Origin of the sequence: Chelativorans xinjiangensis (genome assembly GCF_009812055.1) — a bacterium.
Classification (GTDB): domain Bacteria; phylum Pseudomonadota; class Alphaproteobacteria; order Rhizobiales; family Rhizobiaceae; genus Chelativorans; species Chelativorans xinjiangense.
Genome location: NZ_WQNH01000033.1, coordinates 1 through 14,658 on the forward strand (window position 1 = coordinate 1; position 14,658 = coordinate 14,658).

19 protein-coding genes and 1 tRNA gene are annotated in these 14,658 nt (G+C 65.2%); 14 read left to right on the plus strand and 6 right to left on the minus strand.

Annotation, left to right across the window (positions count from 1 at the left end; translation table 11 throughout):
* Window positions 1-167: 167 nt before the first annotated feature.
* The 3 genes from arsB to GM910_RS18160 are packed head-to-tail and all read right to left on the minus strand — an operon-like array spanning window position 168 to window position 2,126.
* Window positions 168-1,244 carry an ACR3 family arsenite efflux transporter gene (gene arsB, locus GM910_RS18150; protein ID WP_159589782.1) on the minus strand — a complete coding sequence of 359 codons (1,077 nt, stop codon included), beginning with the start codon at window positions 1,242-1,244 and terminating at the stop codon, window positions 168-170.
* A gap of 18 nt (window positions 1,245-1,262) precedes the next feature.
* Entirely contained in the window at window positions 1,263-1,772 is a 510-nt protein-coding gene (locus GM910_RS18155) for an arsenate reductase ArsC (protein WP_159589784.1), read from the minus strand.
* A gap of 18 nt (window positions 1,773-1,790) precedes the next feature.
* Complete coding sequence (locus GM910_RS18160; RefSeq protein WP_159589786.1) at window positions 1,791-2,126, minus strand: ArsR/SmtB family transcription factor; 336 nt, start codon at window positions 2,124-2,126, stop codon at window positions 1,791-1,793.
* Window positions 2,127-2,701: 575 nt separating this feature from the next.
* Here GM910_RS18160 and GM910_RS18165 point away from each other — a divergent pair.
* Window positions 2,702-2,941, plus strand: a complete 240-nt coding sequence (locus tag GM910_RS18165; RefSeq protein ID WP_159589788.1) for a hypothetical protein — start codon at window positions 2,702-2,704, stop codon at window positions 2,939-2,941.
* A gap of 42 nt (window positions 2,942-2,983) precedes the next feature.
* Here GM910_RS18165 and GM910_RS18170 read toward each other — a convergent pair whose 3' ends face one another.
* Complete coding sequence (locus GM910_RS18170; protein ID WP_159589790.1) at window positions 2,984-4,039, minus strand: hypothetical protein; 1,056 nt, start codon at window positions 4,037-4,039, stop codon at window positions 2,984-2,986.
* 660 nt (window positions 4,040-4,699) lie between these two features.
* Window positions 4,700-4,774 (minus strand) — tRNA-Thr (locus GM910_RS18175).
* Window positions 4,775-4,900: 126 nt separating this feature from the next.
* On the opposite strand from GM910_RS18175, the gene GM910_RS18180 reads away from it, so the two are divergent.
* The 10 genes from GM910_RS18180 (at window position 4,901) to GM910_RS18225 (ending at window position 11,342) form a co-directional block, all read left to right on the plus strand.
* Window positions 4,901-5,086: a hypothetical protein gene (locus GM910_RS18180; protein WP_159589792.1), complete on the plus strand. Its 186-nt coding sequence runs from the start codon at window positions 4,901-4,903 to the stop codon at window positions 5,084-5,086.
* Window positions 5,087-5,309: 223 nt separating this feature from the next.
* Complete coding sequence (murA, locus tag GM910_RS18185; RefSeq protein WP_159589794.1) at window positions 5,310-6,599, plus strand: UDP-N-acetylglucosamine 1-carboxyvinyltransferase; 1,290 nt, start codon at window positions 5,310-5,312, stop codon at window positions 6,597-6,599.
* A gap of 93 nt (window positions 6,600-6,692) precedes the next feature.
* A complete protein-coding gene (locus GM910_RS18190; protein ID WP_159589796.1) occupies window positions 6,693-7,133 on the plus strand; it encodes a DUF2948 family protein in 441 nt (146 codons plus the stop codon).
* A 10-nt stretch (window positions 7,134-7,143) separates the two neighbouring features.
* Window positions 7,144-8,436, plus strand: a complete 1,293-nt coding sequence (hisD, locus tag GM910_RS18195; protein ID WP_159589798.1) for a histidinol dehydrogenase — start codon at window positions 7,144-7,146, stop codon at window positions 8,434-8,436.
* Window positions 8,437-8,445: 9 nt separating this feature from the next.
* Window positions 8,446-8,931, plus strand: coding sequence for a UPF0262 family protein (locus tag GM910_RS18200; RefSeq protein WP_159589800.1), 486 nt, complete (start codon window positions 8,446-8,448; stop codon window positions 8,929-8,931).
* A 5-nt stretch (window positions 8,932-8,936) separates the two neighbouring features.
* Entirely contained in the window at window positions 8,937-9,428 is a 492-nt protein-coding gene (locus GM910_RS18205) for an arsenate-mycothiol transferase ArsC (RefSeq protein WP_159589802.1), read from the plus strand.
* Window positions 9,429-9,535: 107 nt separating this feature from the next.
* Window positions 9,536-9,754 (plus strand): translation initiation factor IF-1, encoded by a 219-nt coding sequence (infA, locus tag GM910_RS18210; RefSeq protein ID WP_006200926.1) that lies wholly within the window; start codon window positions 9,536-9,538, stop codon window positions 9,752-9,754.
* 29 nt (window positions 9,755-9,783) lie between these two features.
* Window positions 9,784-10,413, plus strand: a complete 630-nt coding sequence (locus tag GM910_RS18215; protein WP_159589804.1) for a Maf-like protein — start codon at window positions 9,784-9,786, stop codon at window positions 10,411-10,413.
* A gap of 3 nt (window positions 10,414-10,416) precedes the next feature.
* Window positions 10,417-10,620, plus strand: a complete 204-nt coding sequence (gene yacG, locus GM910_RS18220) for a DNA gyrase inhibitor YacG (protein WP_159589806.1) — start codon at window positions 10,417-10,419, stop codon at window positions 10,618-10,620.
* Window positions 10,621-10,796: 176 nt separating this feature from the next.
* Window positions 10,797-11,342, plus strand: coding sequence for a hypothetical protein (locus GM910_RS18225; protein WP_159589808.1), 546 nt, complete (start codon window positions 10,797-10,799; stop codon window positions 11,340-11,342).
* 165 nt (window positions 11,343-11,507) lie between these two features.
* On the opposite strand, the gene GM910_RS18230 is transcribed toward GM910_RS18225, so the two are convergent.
* Window positions 11,508-11,792 (minus strand): DUF1127 domain-containing protein, encoded by a 285-nt coding sequence (locus GM910_RS18230; RefSeq protein WP_159589810.1) that lies wholly within the window; start codon window positions 11,790-11,792, stop codon window positions 11,508-11,510.
* Window positions 11,793-12,003: 211 nt separating this feature from the next.
* Between GM910_RS18230 and GM910_RS18235 the strand changes: the two genes are divergently transcribed.
* From GM910_RS18235 to GM910_RS18245, 3 genes are all read left to right on the plus strand, one after another.
* Window positions 12,004-12,960 (plus strand): LysR substrate-binding domain-containing protein, encoded by a 957-nt coding sequence (locus GM910_RS18235; RefSeq protein WP_159589812.1) that lies wholly within the window; start codon window positions 12,004-12,006, stop codon window positions 12,958-12,960.
* 106 nt (window positions 12,961-13,066) lie between these two features.
* Window positions 13,067-13,909: an AraC family transcriptional regulator gene (locus GM910_RS18240; RefSeq protein ID WP_159589814.1), complete on the plus strand. Its 843-nt coding sequence runs from the start codon at window positions 13,067-13,069 to the stop codon at window positions 13,907-13,909.
* Between the two features lie 124 nt (window positions 13,910-14,033).
* Window positions 14,034-14,624, plus strand: coding sequence for a DUF2585 domain-containing protein (locus GM910_RS18245; protein WP_159589816.1), 591 nt, complete (start codon window positions 14,034-14,036; stop codon window positions 14,622-14,624).
* The last annotated feature ends 34 nt before the right edge of the window (window positions 14,625-14,658 follow it).

The window sequence follows — 14,658 nt, forward strand, 5'->3', positions numbered from 1 at the left end:
AACGCCGGACGGGCGGCCCGAGGGTCGCTGAAAAAAATTAGACTGGCGACACGAAGGCCGCCCGTCTTCCCACCACCTCGAGGGAGCCTTCCCGAAGGGTGGGTTCTTTGAAATGGCCAGACGGTGAAAACCGGGCGTGGCGAGGATTAGGCATGTCCGCAGCCCTTTTACGGAAACCAGTGCTTCGTGCGGTTGGCGAAGGCGACGAGGGAGAGCATCACCGGCACCTCCACCAGAACGCCGACCACCGTTGCCAGCGCCGCGCCCGAGGTCAGGCCGAACAGGCTGATGGCGACGGCGACTGCAAGCTCGAAGAAGTTCGACGTGCCGATGAGCGCGCAAGGGGCGGCGACGTTGAAGGGCACCTTCCACGCCCTCGCCGCGCCATAGGCAAGGAAGAAGATGCCGTAGGACTGGATGATGAGCGGCACGGCGATCAGGACGATCAGGAACGGGTTCTCGACGATCACATTGCCCTGGAAGCCGAAGAGGAGCACGACGGTGACCAGCAGGCCGACAATGGAGACGGGTTTCAGCAGAGACGTGAATTCGGAGACCGCCGCCTCCGCGTCCGCCCCGCCGCCGGCGCGGCCGGTCAGCCAGCGGCGGGTCAGGGCGCCGGCGATCAGCGGAATGACGACGTAAAGCCCGGTGGCCAGAAGCAGCGTCTGCCACGGCACGGCGATGTCGGTAACGCCGAGCAGAAGCGCCACGATGGGCGCGAAGGCGAAGATCATGACGACGTCGTTCACCGACACCTGCACCAGCGTGTAGGTGGCGTCGCCGCGCGTCAGCTGGCTCCACACGAACACCATCGCCGTGCACGGTGCCGCCCCCAGAAGGATGAGGCCGGCGATATATTGCTGCGCGTCCGCCGGCTCGATCCACGGCGCGAAAACGTACTGGAAGAAGAGCACGCCCAACGCCGCCATGGTGAAGGGCTTCACCAGCCAGTTCACCACCAGCGTCAGCACCAGTCCCTTGGGCCGGTCGCCGATGTGGCGCAGGCTGGCGAAATCGACATTGACCATCATCGGGAAGACCATCGCCCAGATGAGCACGGCGACGACGAGATTGACGGAGGCATATTCGAGGCCCGCCAGGAAGCCGAAAAGGCCCGGCAGCAGATTGCCGAGGGCGATGCCAGTGACGATGCACAGCGCCACCCATACGGACAGGTACTTCTCGAAAAAGCCGATGCGGCCGGCCGGCTGCGCTTCGCGGCCGAGAAGATGTTCACTCATATGCGCTTCCCTGGCGGCTCAGCCCGCCTTGTCGAGGTTGCGGCCGATGTCGTCGAGCCGCTTCTGCAGCGCCAGCCTGTCGAGCGATTTCAGCGGCAGGCTGGTGAAGATCGAAATGCGGTTGTTGAGCATGCGGTAGGTGTCGGCGAAGGCAAAGTGCTTTTCCGCCTCCGTGCCCTCGACTGCGGCCGGGTCCGGCACGCCCCAATGGGCGGTCATCGGCTGGCCGGGCCAGACGGGGCAGGCTTCCGCGGCGGCGTTGTCGCAGACGGTGAAGACGAAGTCCATCCTCGGCGCCTCCGGCTCCGCGAACTCGTCCCAGCTCTTCGAGCGGGCGAAGGAGGTGTCGTGGTTCGCCGTCTTCAGGAGCGCCAGCGCGTAGGGATGCACCTCGCCCTTGGGCTGCGAGCCAGCCGAGAAGGCCTTGAAGCGGCCGACGCCGGAGCGGTTGAGGATCGCCTCGGCAATGATGGAGCGGGCGGAGTTGCCCGTGCACAGGAAGAGAACGTTGAAGACATGGTCACTCATGGGGGCACTCCTCTCGACTCAGCAGCGGTCACAGGTCACGGCGTCGATGACCGGTCGGCACAGCTCCGGCGCGCCGTTGCAGCAGTCCTCCATCAGATAGGCGAGGAGGTCGCGGAAGCCGGTCATGTCGGCGAGGTAGCGTACGGTGCGGCCGTCGCGCTCGGTCCTGACGAGGCCGGCATGGGCGAGCACCTTCAGATGCGCGGAGGTGGTGTTCTGCACGGCGCCGAGGCGCTCGGCTATCTCGCCGGCGGGAATGCCGGCGGGGCCCGCCCTGAGGAGAAGACGGAACGCCTCCAGCCGGGTGTCCTGGCCAAGCGCAGCGAGAGCGGCGAGGGCGGAATTCTTATCCATATATCCAAAGATCCAGATATCTAGAGAAGCTTCCTAGCACGGCGACCGGCCCGTGTACAACCCGTTGCCGCTATCGAAATCTCGGGTCGCCGAGGCGCCCCGGCACCTTTTTTTCAACACCGTCGCCCGGCGGGCAAAAAAAGTTCCACCGCATAGCCCGGCGCTATTTGTCCATAAGCAACAGACAGGGGCAAAACACGGACACACAACGCAACAACCGCAGGGGCGGAGACGATGGGCAAGCCGGGACAGACAGCGACATTCCTCGACGGAAAGCTGCGCGCCCCGGCCTCGCTGCGTCGGCGCCTTGCACGGCCGCGCGTTAGCGCGCGAGGCTTTTCCGCAATCATCTCTTCGCTGCCACAACCGATCCCGCATATCTGCGGGTGCCAGGCCGGACGGCCCGGCCTTGCGGTCGGCGGCAAGCCCATAGCCGGTCCTCCCGCCCCCCGGACCGGCTTAGCCCAAGGCCCTGCCTGCGGCACTTCACAGTGTCATCAGGCGGGGCCTTGGGACTCTGTATCGAGGGGGATGGCGTTCGCGACGGTAGCATGGGTCTTGCGGGTGGAAAGACCATGGCCGCCCTCCCCCTGATCGACAAAGCCATGATCCTGTGCCTCCTTGACGAGCTCGCCGAACGCGGGCTCAGCGAGAAGGACGTGGATTGGGCGCTGGTGCGCGACGGTCCGGTGGATCTCGACCTGCTCGCCGAGTGCAAGCGCGAGCATCCGCACTTCAGCCCCTCATGCACCCGCGGCAATGCCTCTGCCGCCGATACCAACGGGCAGAACTCGCCGCTCTCCTGGTCTCGGTGACGAGCCGCCGCGCAAGCGTCGCGACCGGCTGAAAGGGGGTGGCTACTCCACCCCTTCCTCTCCGCTCCCGGGTTGTGCCTGCTTGGCTGATTGCCCGCCGCCGCTCTCGCTGTCGGCCGTCAGCCGGTTGAGCGAGGCCGCCACCCGGCGTGCCAGCGCGCCTGGCGCTGCGCCCTCCCCTTCGGTCGTCAGCACCTCGGTCGCCGACGTGGAAAGGTATGTCTCGTTGGAGCGGCCGTCGAGAACGTGCCAATAGATGCGCAGCGCGTCCCCTTCGAGGCGTACCGCAGTCAGCAGTTGGTAGAGCGGCACGGAGGCGCCGAAGTTCTGCTGCGTTTGGGCGAGCACGTCGCTGAACTCCTCTTCCGGGCGCACGCCGACCATGCGAATCTTCTCCTCCTCGTTGAGCGCGATCCACAGCGACTGGGTGAACAGTTGTGCGAGCGCGTCGGCGGAGCTGCCTTGCGCATGGGCGCGGGCGCTGTCGACGACGATGACGGGGCTTTGCGAACCGGGATGCCCGGGCACCCCGAGGGACAGATAGGCGAGTGCCGCGCCGCCCGCCGCCAGCGCCATGACCGCCCCCACGGCGCCGCTCTGCAGGCGGCGTTTTCGGTCGGCGACCAGCAGGCGCAACTGCGCCACCGTCCGCCGCGGCATGCTCTCGCGACTGACAAATGTCGGTACGTATGTGCCGAGCGGCAGGGTGATGCGCACCGGATCGTTCGCCCCCTGGGCGGCGTAGTAATCGTGCAGGGAGCGGCGCAGGTGGCCGGCGGCAATGCGCACGATGGGATCGACCGAGGCATCGAAACTCGAATCGCGGCCGAAGACGTCGACGGCGACGGTGAAGGCCTTGATGCGCTCGGCGCGCCCGGCCACCGTCTCGTCCACGACGAATTTCAGGAAGCGCTTGTTGCGATCGGAAGCGCGGAAATGCTGGCTCGCCAGAAGCCTGTTCAGGGCGTCGAGACGGTAGTCTCCCGCCTCGACGCTTTCCTCGGTGGCGGAGCGCGGGCGTTTGTTGGCTTTTCCGCGGTGTCGTCTTGCTTTCTTTAAGTTTGGGCCGTTCATGCTTGCCAGGATGTAGTGGAGCATCTGTTTTCCGTTTCATCGCTCATGCCGGCGCGATGGTACGCGGCGCCAGCACTGCAGCTTTTCGGCGGCTCTACTCCTGAACCTATCGTCGCCTTTCTCTCGACAACGCCTTACGTATCGTCAGCGCATCCAGCACCAGCCGACGCCCATAGATGAACCGAATGGGGATCGGCGCCCCATGGGCTTGCAGCTGACGGCAGGATCGCTCGATCACGAAGAGAAGGCACCGCAACTGGTGGGTGCTGATCGTCTCTTCCTCCGCCAGCCAACGCGACATCCGCGCGGTATTCTCCGTCATCGGGATACCGGGAAACGGGTCGAACACCACACGCGTCGACCTTCAACTTCTCACAAGCCCGGCAGCCGCCCACCGGCCGCGCGGCGCCATCCGCGCGACCGGGAGATGCAGGCTTGTGCTTTTCGTGTCCGGCTCAGTACCCATGAAATGCATGTCCTGGCTGCTTCGCTTGTGGGGCGAGGTGAGCCGGAGCGAGTCTTATGGGCAAATAAGAGGAGCGGACGGAAATCGGCGCTTGGAATTGCGTCCCCGGACAAACGGCGCCACTTCCCGAAAAATGGACTCATTCTTCGGAAAGATTTACGCGTCAACCTGGAAGAGACACGTCCAGGGCGCGCAAACTGCGGGGATCGATGGCGGGCTGGTGCTGCGAGAGAGGATTGAACTCTCGACCTCTCCCTTACCAAGGGAGTGCTCTACCACTGAGCTACCGCAGCGCCGGGGATTCGGGCGGCGTTCTGCCATATCGATTGGCCGAGCGCAAGCGCTACCTCGACGATATGGGAACGGACGGGCGGAGCGCCACGCCGCAAGGACCTCGGGCGGTTGCAGGAGAAGCGGATATGACCGGGAAACGGAAGGACAGCGAGGGCGGCAGCGAGCGGGAGAAGCGGCTGGCGGCGGAGCTTCGGGCCAATCTCGCGCGGCGCAAGGCGCAGGCGCGCTCGCGCCGCGCCGGCAAGCCCGACGAGCGGGCGGAAGGCATTCCCGCAGCGGGGTCCGTCGAGGACAAGGAAAAGCGGTCGTGAGCACCACGTCCGAATGCGCCGCTTTGCCGGCGATGCATTTCCTTGAACCCGCGGCGGGCATGCTCTAGAGCAGTTCCAGGAAAATGAAAATCGGCTTTCCGTCGGGAATTGCGACAAAACAAAAGGTGGATCGGACCAAAGGTTTTGCGAAACGATGGTCCGATTTAGAACACTCGAACGCGTGACACAGGAGCCGGGGGGACAGCCCGGGAAAGAGATTTCCATGGACAGCATACGCATCCGCGGGGGCAATGCGCTCAACGGCACGATCCCGGTTTCCGGCGCCAAGAATGCGGCACTGCCGCTGATGATCGCCTCGTTGCTCACCGACGATACGCTGACGCTCGAAAACGTGCCGCACCTTGCCGACGTCGAGCAGCTCATCCGCATTCTCGGCAATCATGGCGTCGACTACTCCGTCAACGGGCGCCGCGAGAACCAGAACAAGGGCTATTCGCGCACCATCCACTTCACCGCGCGCAGCATCGTCGACACCACCGCCCCCTATGAGCTGGTCTCCAAGATGCGGGCGAGCTTCTGGGTCATCGGGCCGCTTCTGGCGCGTATGGGCGAGGCGCGGGTGTCGCTGCCCGGCGGCTGTGCCATCGGCACGCGGCCGGTCGACCTCTTCATCGACGGCTTGCGGGCGCTCGGCGCCGAGATCGATATCGAGAGCGGCTACGTCGTGGCAAAGGCGAAAAACGGTCTCGTCGGCGCGCGCTACCGCTTCCCCAAGGTCTCGGTGGGCGCCACCCATGTGCTCCTGATGGCGGCCGCGCTCGCCAAGGGTGAAACGGTGCTGGAAAACGCCGCGCGCGAGCCGGAGATCGTCAACCTGGCCGATTGCCTCAACGCCATGGGCGCGAAGATTTCCGGTGCGGGCACCGCGACCATCACCGTTCAGGGCGTCACCTCCCTTTCCGGCGCGCGCCACCGCATCATCCCCGACCGCATCGAGACGGGCACCTATGCGCTGGCCGTCGCCATGGCGGGCGGCGACGTGCTTTTGGAGGGCGCCCGTGCCGACCTCCTGGAATCGGTGCTCGACGTGATCGAGCAGACCGGCGCCGAGATCACCCGCGCCAACACCGGCATCCGCGTCAGACGCAACGGCGCCGGCGTCGAGGCGGTGGACGTGACCACGGAGCCCTTCCCCGGCTTCCCGACCGACCTGCAGGCCCAGTTCATGGCACTGATGACCAGGGCGAAGGGCCAGTCGCGCATCACCGAGACCATCTTCGAGAACCGCTTCATGCATGTGCAGGAGCTGGCACGGCTCGGCGCACGCATCTCGCTTTCCGGACAGACGGCGATCGTCGACGGGGTGGGACAGTTGAAGGGCGCGCCGGTCATGGCGACGGACTTGAGGGCCTCGGTCTCCCTGGTGATCGCCGGGCTTGCGGCGGAGGGCGAAACGCAGGTCAATCGCGTCTACCATCTCGACCGCGGCTTCGAGCGGCTCGAGGAAAAACTTTCCGGCTGCGGCGCGGAGATCGAGCGCATCTCCGTTTGAGCCGAATGGGAACGCGGGGGTGCGGTACGCCGTTTCGCGGACACAGGCGTACGATCGGCGGCACGCCGCCCTATGGATGACGTGAGAGTATCGATGGACCTTTTGAAACTGGTCGCCCTCGACGATGAAGATTTGAACATCATCTCCGCGCATGTCCAGGATGCAGTGATGAAGGTTGGCGACCTTGTATACCAGAAACGTGAAAGGCGCTTCGCTCTCGGGATGAACCGCTTTGTCTGGGAGAAGGAGAGGCGAGGCCTTTTTCGTCGCGAGCCCCATGAACGGCGGCGCAGCGTACTGCATTTCGACCGCGTTCTCGCCGTCCGCGCCGCCGGCATCGACAAGACGAAACCCGATGAGGTGCTGTCGCTCCTGACCATCAACTTCGTGCCGGGCGTCGCGCCGTCGGGCACGGTGGAGCTTGTGTTCTCCGGCGACGCGGCCATCAACCTCGATGTGGAATGCATCGAGGCGCGGCTGAGCGATCTGGGCGCGGCGTGGGAAACGCCGGTGCGCCCACGCCACGGCGGATGAGGGAGCGGCGATGACCATCAGACTGTCCACGGCGGACGCCGATTTCGAGACCCGCTTCTCGGCCTTCCTTCTGACCAAGCGCGAGACATCCCAGGAGGTCGACGCGACGGTGCGCGACATCATCGCCCGCGTGCGCACCGAAGGCGACGCTGCGGTGGCCGACTATACGCGCCGCTTCGACCGGTTCGACATCACCAAGGCCGGCATGCGGGTGGAGCGCGACGAGATCGAGGCCGCCTACGACGACGTCGCCAAGGAGACGTTGGAAGCGCTGCGGCTGGCGCGCGAGCGCATCGAGGCGCATCACCGCCGGCAGGTTCCCGCCGACATGCGCTACAAGGATCCGCTCGGCGTCGAGCTCGGCTGGCGCTGGACGCCCATTCCCGCCGTCGGCCTTTACGTGCCGGGCGGCCTGGCGAGCTATCCGAGCTCCGTGCTCATGAACGCGGTGCCGGCGCGGGTGGCCGGTGTGGAGCGGGTGGCGATGGTGGTGCCGACACCCGACGGCAAACTCAACCCGCTTGTTCTGGTGGCGGCGGACCTCGCCGGCGTCAGCGAGATTTTCCGCATCGGCGGCGCGCAGGCGATCGCCGCGCTCGCCTACGGCACGGAGACCGTTTCCGTCGTCGACAAGATCGTCGGTCCTGGCAACGCCTACGTGGCCGCTGCCAAGCGCCAGGTCTTCGGCCAGGTGGGCATCGACATGATCGCCGGGCCGTCGGAGGTGCTGGTGGTGGCCGATGGCGACAACGATCCAGACTGGATCGCCGCCGACCTTCTCGCCCAGGCCGAGCACGATACGGCTGCGCAGTCGATCCTGATGACCGACGATGCCGACTTCGCCGGCAGGGTGGAAGCGGCGGTCCAGCGCCAACTGAAAACGCTTTCGCGCAGTAAGATCGCCGCCGCGAGCTGGCGCGATTTCGGCGCCATCGTGCTGGTGCGCAGCTTCGAGGAAGTGCCGGGGCTGGTGGACCGCATCGCGCCGGAGCACCTGGAGCTTGCGACCGAGGAGGCGGAAAACCTGCTCGCGCGCATCCGCAATGCCGGGGCCGTCTTCCTCGGCCGGCACACGCCGGAGGTGATCGGCGACTATGTCGGCGGCTCGAACCATGTGCTGCCGACGGCACGCTCGGCGCGCTTCTCCTCGGGGCTTTCGGTGCTCGATTTCGTCAAGCGCATGTCGATCCTGCGGCTCGACGCCGAGCAGCTTCAGGCGCTGGGGCCGGCGGCAGTGGCGCTTGCCAAGGCGGAAGGGCTGGAGGCCCACGGCCGCTCGGTCTCGACACGGCTCAACCTCTAGGACGTCGGTATGGGCGAGCGGAATTCCGGCAAGGCGCGCCTGATCGATGTGGAGCTTGACGAGACGGTCGGCCGTGCCGCGCCGGACATCGAGCACGAGCGCGCCGTTGCCATTTTCGACCTCGTGGAGGAAAACCGCTTTCACCCGGTCGGCGACGACGCCGGCGGCCCCTACCGGCTGAAGATCTCCCTCGTCGACGCGCGCCTCGTCCTCAACGTGACGCGCGAAAACGGCGATGAGGTCGTCACCCATATCCTCTCACTGACGCCCTTCCGGCGCATCGTCAAGGATTACTTCCTCGTCTGCGAAAGCTATTACCAGGCCATCCGCTCGGCCACGCCAAGCCAGATCGAGGCCATCGACATGGGCCGGCGCGGCCTGCACAACGAGGGCTCGCAGACGCTGATGGACCGGCTGGCCGGTAAGATCGAAGTCGATTTCGACACCGCGCGGCGGCTCTTCACTCTTGTCTGCGTGCTGCATTGGCGGGGGTGACGGCGATGTCGCAGCCGCGGGCCGAACCGGCGGGCGGGACAAGCGGGAAAGCGGGCGGCGGACCGGCTTCGGTATTGTTCCTGTGCGGGCGCAACTCCATCCGCTCGCCTATGGCCGAACTGCTGGCGCGCCGGGTGCTGCCGAAATCGACCTTCATCGCCTCGGCCGGCATCCGGCCCGGCGAGCGTGACCCCTTTGTCGATGCCGTCCTTGCGGAAGAGAACCTGGCGCTGGGCGACTGGCGCCCGCGCACGCTGGAGGAGCTCGAAGACAGCTATTTCGACCTCGTCGTCACGCTCGCGCCGGAGGCCCACCACACCGCGCTGGAACTGACGCGTTCCATGGCCGTTGAAGTGGAGTACTGGCCGACGCTCGACCCTTCCGCGGTCGAGGGCACGCGCGAGCAGATCCTTTCGGCCTACCGCGACGTCCGCGACAGCCTGGCGGAACGGATCGCCCGGCGCTTCGGCGGCGGGGCGGCTACCCACGCCCGTTAACACGCTTGCGCGAGTACGGGCGAATGGGCTAGGTTCCGCGCGATTTCGGCCGGCGTGGGCGCAAAAAGCTCCCACGCGGTCGTTTCTATGTCAGAAGAAGGTATCGGATGCCGAAGGAAGAAGTCCTCGAATTTCCAGGGGTAGTCACCGAACTGCTGCCCAACGCCATGTTTCGCGTGAAGTTGGAAAACGAACACGAAATCATCGCCCATACGGCCGGCCGTATGCGCAAGAACCGGATTCGCGTTTTGACCGGCGACAAGGTGCTGGTGGAAATGACGCCCTATGACCTGACCAAGGGTCGTATCACCTACCGCTTCAAGTAACCGGCCGTGGCCGCGCCGGCAGGAGTGTGATGAGCGCGCTGAAGAAACTCGTCCTGGCCTCCGGTTCGCCGCGGCGCATAGAACTCCTGCAGCAGGCGGGCATCGAACCCGACCGTCTCCTCCCCGCAGAGATCGACGAGACACCGCTGAAGGCCGAGCATCCGCGCTCGCTGGCCAAACGGCTTTGCCGTGCCAAGGCGGAGAAGGCGCTGGAGCGGCTGAAGAAGAGCGGCGAGGCGGAAGATGCATTCGTGATGGCGGCCGATACGGTGGTGGCGGTCGGCCGGCGCATCCTGCCCAAGGCGGAGACGGTGGACGAAGCGTCGAACTGCCTCAGGCTTCTGTCGGGCCGCTCGCACCGCGTCTATACCGGCATCTGCCTTTTTACGCCCTCGGGCAAGCTGCGCCACAAGCTTGTGGAGACGCGCGTACGCTTCAAACGGCTTTCGCGCGAGGAACTGGAAAGCTACCTCGCCTCCGGCGAGTGGCGCGGCAAGGCCGGCGGCTATGCCATCCAGGGCTTGGCCGGCACCTTCATCGTCAAGCTCGTCGGTTCCTACTCGAACGTCGTCGGCCTGCCGCTCTACGAAACCGTCAGCCTGTTGACGGCGGACGGCTACAAGGTGCATTTCAACTGGCTTTCGGGAACCCGCGTCTGAACGATGCCGAACAACGAACCGGAAAAGATCACGCCGCTGAGACCCAAGCGCCCCTGCCCCGAGTGCGGCAAGCCCTCGGAGCGTGCGTTCTATCCCTTCTGCTCCAAGCGCTGCAAGGACATCGACCTCAACCGCTGGTTCTCCGGCGCCTACGTCATCCCCGGCCGCCCCCTCGAGGACGGCGACGACGAGACGCCTTCCGAATAGGCCGTGCCCCGGCACGAAGATGATGTGGATCGTCCGCTCCTCCCGCCTTGCCATGCGCAACCTGAATTTGTAGAGCGTTTCTCGTGCACGCGTATGCGTAGATGGCGGCCGGTGCCGGCTGAATGCCCATGTCGACGGTCGGCCGCCGAAATTTTGCAGAACCAAAGGGGTTTGCCATGCCTTCCAAGCTGATTGCCGCCGTATCCGCCCTTGCCCTGCTCGGCCTCACCGCCTGCAGCAAAGAGGAAGAGAAGGCACCCGAGACGACCGCGGACCAGGTCGAGGAAACCGTCGAGGAGGCCGCGGACACCGAGGCGGCGCCGGAACCGGAAGAGGGCGCCACGGATGCAGAGGAGCCCGACGAGGGGGCTGCTGCGGACGTAGATTCCACCGAGGACACCGTTGAAACCGCGGAGCCGGCAAGCGACCCCGTCGAATCGGTCATCGATGCCGCAGGGCAGGAAGCCAGCGACAGGCTCGATGCCGTCAAGGACACGATCAGCGAGACCACCGGCGTCGGCACCGATGCCCTCGATGCGGTGTTCGACGGCGCCAAGGAGAAGGTCGGCGGCCAGCTCGATGCCCTCAAGGATTCGATCAACAAGGTCACCGGCAACGCTACCGACGCCTCGGAGAATGCCGACGCCGAAGACGCGGCTACGACGGCGGAGGATACCGCCGTGGAGCCTGCCGACGATGAGGCTCAAACCGACGGCAACTGAAGCCCGGCTTTTCTTCTCACGACCCTACAGCGCGCTCCCCTTCAGCCTTTCGCCGAAGGGGAGACATAAAAAAAGCCCGGTTCACGAGGAACCGGGCAATGTGCAGGCAAGCCGGGGGGAACCGGCATGATGGGAGTGAATGCCTGCATTGGGAGATGAAGGCTGTCAGGGGCCGCGGCGCATCATGGCTTCGGCCTTGGTGCGGGTCTGCGTGATCTGCTGCAGACGCCGGATCGGGTCGTCCAACACCGGTCCATCATAGGCCAGCATGATGTCTTCGCGGCTGAGGCCGATATCCTGAAGCTCCCAGTCCGAAAGCTCGTTCAGTTGGCTCATGGCACGACGGTTGTTCCACAAGCGCCAGGCCTCGGTGGCTGCGCGTACGAGACGCGCAGCAAATCCCGGCCTGGCGGTGGCGGTGATCGGCAAAGCGGTCCGTTCTGCACGCATGGAAAGCTCCTTGGCGGTCGGGTTGAAAATCTCCGCCCCTCGGCGGCGCATCCTGAAGACGGCAAAGCGTCCCCGCGGCAAAAAACCTCTGCCGCGGCGAAGCGCCCTTCCGCCCGTCTTCTGGAACGATCCGTTTATCCCACAAGCATATTGATTAGTCGAACGAATGTTTTTAATCTATTCCATCAAATTCCATGATGGAAGAAGAGCCATGGCAGCCCCGCTCGATCTCGACCAGCTCAACACCTTCATTTCCATTGCCGATACCGGCAGCTTCACGCGTGCGGCGGAAGAGGTGCACCGCACCCAGTCGGCCGTCTCCATGCAGATGCGGCGCCTCGAAGAGCGCATCGGCAAGCCGCTCTTCGAGAAGGACGGGCGCACCAACCGGCTGACGGAGGAGGGCGAGCGGCTGTTGCTCTACGCCCGCCAGATGCTCCGGCTCAACCGGGAGACGCTGGCCGCCTTCGACGATGCGAGCCTGGAAGGCCATATCCGCATCGGCATGCCGGACGATTATGCCGAGCGCTTCCTGCCGGAGATCATGGCGCGCTTCTCGCGCTCGAACCCGCGCGTGGAGATGTCGGTGCTGTGCGAGCCGACGCCCAACCTGGTGCACCACGTGCGCCAGGGCAATCTCGACATCGCCCTTTTGACCGACGATGACGCCTCGGAGGTGGTGCGACGGGAGCCGCTGTTGTGGGTCGGCTCGACCAACCATTCCACCCATGAGCGCGACATCCTGCCGATGGCCTTCGGCCGGCCGACCTGCTCCTGGCGCCGGGCCGCCTGCGAGGCGCTGTCGGAGATCAACCGCGATTACCGCGTGCTCTTCACCAGCTTCTCGGCGACGGTGATCACGGCGGCGGTGCTTTCGGGAGCCGCCGTTTCCGTGCTGCCGGAATGCGCGCTCAGGCCCGGCATGCGGGTGCTCGGCGAGAACGAAGGCTTCCCCGCCCTGCCCGACTGCCGCATCGGCATCTTGCGCGGGCGCACCAGCCAGTCCGAGATCGCCGAGGCGCTGGCCCGCCACATCTCCGAAAGTCTCGACAACATCACCGTGCCGCTGGCGGTGGACGAGGCGGAAGGATTCGACTTCGCCTCCTTTACCCATCGCTTGCGTCGGGGGAAGCGGCTGAGGCCCAGCCAGGTGCTGCCGGGCTGGTGAGATAGGCGGCCCTTGACGGAGGCCGTTTGAGCAAGATCGATCAAATGCGGCTCGGCAAATGCGTCCATGATCGCGCCCGTTGGCAAATGGGAGCACGGGGAGTGGAATGAGCACGGTCGCCAAGGCGCTCTGGTTCATCGAGAGCCAATTCGGCCGCTGCCCGAGCCTCGACGACATCGCCGCGGCCTGCGGCACGAGCCGCTTTCACCTGAGCCGCAGCTTCAGGCTGGCCACCGGCCTGCCGGTGATGGCCTACGCGCGCGGACGCCGGCTGACCGAGGCCTACAAGGTGCTTTCGGGCGGCGCGCCGAGCATCCTCGGTGTGGCGCTGGAAGCCGGGTACAGCTCCCACGAAGCCTTCACCCGCGCCTTTCACGACCAGTTCGGGCTGACGCCCGAAGAGGTGCGCAAGGGGCGGGCAGTGGACATGAAACTGCTTTTGGAGCCGATCAGGATGGACAACGCAACGAACATCACCCTTGAAGAGCCGCGCGTCGAGCACCGGGACGCGATCACGATCGCCGGGCTGGGCGGCCGGTTCCGCCTCGACGAGACCCAGAACATTCCGGCGCTATGGCAGAAGTTCCAGGAATACGAGGGCACCCTCGGCGAGTTCCCGGGCCTCTGGTACGGGGTGTGCGGGGAGTGGAGCGACAGCAGGGAGGACTTCTTCTACATGGCCGGGGTGGGCGTCGCCCATACCGAAGGCCTGCCGCCGGAACTCACCGTCTACCGCTTTCCCGCCCAGACCTATCTCGTCTTCAGGCACGACCGCCATATCTCCGAGCTCACGCGGACAATGGACGCCATCTTCGGGTGCTACCTGCCCGAGCACGGCTACGACGCCATGCGGATGGGCACCTATTTCGAGCTTTACGACGAGAAGTTCGATCCCGTGACCGGGCTCGGCGGGCTCGAATTGTGGATGCCGATGGCGAAGAAGAGCTGACCTGCGAGGAAGCGCCGGGAGACCAAGCGTTGCAAGGCGGTTGATACCATTGAGGATTTCCAGGCGAGATGCGATAAACTTAGCCGAATAAGTCTCGCCTGAAGGAACACCCTCCTTGCAATATATGGCCGAACCTACCGTGAAGTGGTACCGCCAGCGCTCGTTCGTGCTGTGCGTTCTGATCGTCGCCGGCATCCTCGCCATTCAGGCAAGCGTCCTGGCCGCCATGGGCCGTGTGCCGATCTGCACCTGCGGGCTGGTGAAGTTCTGGTATCCCGATTCCTCGGGCCCTGAAACTTCGCAGCACCTTACCGACTGGTACACGTTCAGCCATGTCCTCCACGGCCTCATCTTCTATTTCCTCCTGTGGCTTATCGCGCCGCGGATGCCCTTCTGGTGGCGGCTGGCCGTCGCGGTCGGGGTGGAGGCCGTCTGGGAAATCGCCGAGAACACACCGATGGTGATCGACCGCTACCGCCAGTCCGCGCTGGCGGAGGGATATTTCGGCGACAGCATCGTCAATTCCCTGGCCGACACGTTTGCCGCCATCATAGGCTTCGTCTTCGCCCGCCTTTCGCCCGTCTGGGCAAGCATTGCCCTGCTCCTCGTCTTCGAGCTTTTCGTGGCTTACATGATCAGGGACAATCTGACGCTCAACATCATCCAATTGATCCATCCGACGGAAGCCATCTCCCGTTGGCAGGTGGGCGGTTGATGTGTTGAAGTTCGGCCGGAGGCCGGAGCCTTTG

Excerpts from the sequence above, each read along its gene's own strand:
- infA (WP_006200926.1), top strand. The coding sequence starts at position 9,536 with ATGCCGAAGGAAGAAGTCCTCGAATTTCCAGGGGTAGTCACCGAACTG.
- GM910_RS18170 (WP_159589790.1), bottom strand. The coding sequence starts at position 4,039 with ATGCTCCACTACATCCTGGCAAGCATGAACGGCCCAAACTTAAAGAAA.
- GM910_RS18180 (WP_159589792.1), top strand. The coding sequence starts at position 4,901 with ATGACCGGGAAACGGAAGGACAGCGAGGGCGGCAGCGAGCGGGAGAAG.
- GM910_RS18200 (WP_159589800.1), top strand. The coding sequence starts at position 8,446 with ATGGGCGAGCGGAATTCCGGCAAGGCGCGCCTGATCGATGTGGAGCTT.
- GM910_RS18155 (WP_159589784.1), bottom strand. The coding sequence starts at position 1,772 with ATGAGTGACCATGTCTTCAACGTTCTCTTCCTGTGCACGGGCAACTCC.
- murA (WP_159589794.1), top strand. The coding sequence starts at position 5,310 with ATGGACAGCATACGCATCCGCGGGGGCAATGCGCTCAACGGCACGATC.
- hisD (WP_159589798.1), top strand. The coding sequence starts at position 7,144 with ATGACCATCAGACTGTCCACGGCGGACGCCGATTTCGAGACCCGCTTC.
- GM910_RS18245 (WP_159589816.1), top strand. The coding sequence starts at position 14,034 with ATGGCCGAACCTACCGTGAAGTGGTACCGCCAGCGCTCGTTCGTGCTG.
- yacG (WP_159589806.1), top strand. The coding sequence starts at position 10,417 with ATGCCGAACAACGAACCGGAAAAGATCACGCCGCTGAGACCCAAGCGC.
- GM910_RS18215 (WP_159589804.1), top strand. The coding sequence starts at position 9,784 with ATGAGCGCGCTGAAGAAACTCGTCCTGGCCTCCGGTTCGCCGCGGCGC.
- GM910_RS18205 (WP_159589802.1), top strand. The coding sequence starts at position 8,937 with ATGTCGCAGCCGCGGGCCGAACCGGCGGGCGGGACAAGCGGGAAAGCG.
- arsB (WP_159589782.1), bottom strand. The coding sequence starts at position 1,244 with ATGAGTGAACATCTTCTCGGCCGCGAAGCGCAGCCGGCCGGCCGCATC.
- GM910_RS18225 (WP_159589808.1), top strand. The coding sequence starts at position 10,797 with ATGCCTTCCAAGCTGATTGCCGCCGTATCCGCCCTTGCCCTGCTCGGC.
- GM910_RS18235 (WP_159589812.1), top strand. The coding sequence starts at position 12,004 with ATGGCAGCCCCGCTCGATCTCGACCAGCTCAACACCTTCATTTCCATT.
- GM910_RS18190 (WP_159589796.1), top strand. The coding sequence starts at position 6,693 with ATGGACCTTTTGAAACTGGTCGCCCTCGACGATGAAGATTTGAACATC.
- GM910_RS18230 (WP_159589810.1), bottom strand. The coding sequence starts at position 11,792 with ATGCGTGCAGAACGGACCGCTTTGCCGATCACCGCCACCGCCAGGCCG.
- GM910_RS18160 (WP_159589786.1), bottom strand. The coding sequence starts at position 2,126 with ATGGATAAGAATTCCGCCCTCGCCGCTCTCGCTGCGCTTGGCCAGGAC.
- GM910_RS18240 (WP_159589814.1), top strand. The coding sequence starts at position 13,067 with ATGAGCACGGTCGCCAAGGCGCTCTGGTTCATCGAGAGCCAATTCGGC.
- GM910_RS18165 (WP_159589788.1), top strand. The coding sequence starts at position 2,702 with ATGGCCGCCCTCCCCCTGATCGACAAAGCCATGATCCTGTGCCTCCTT.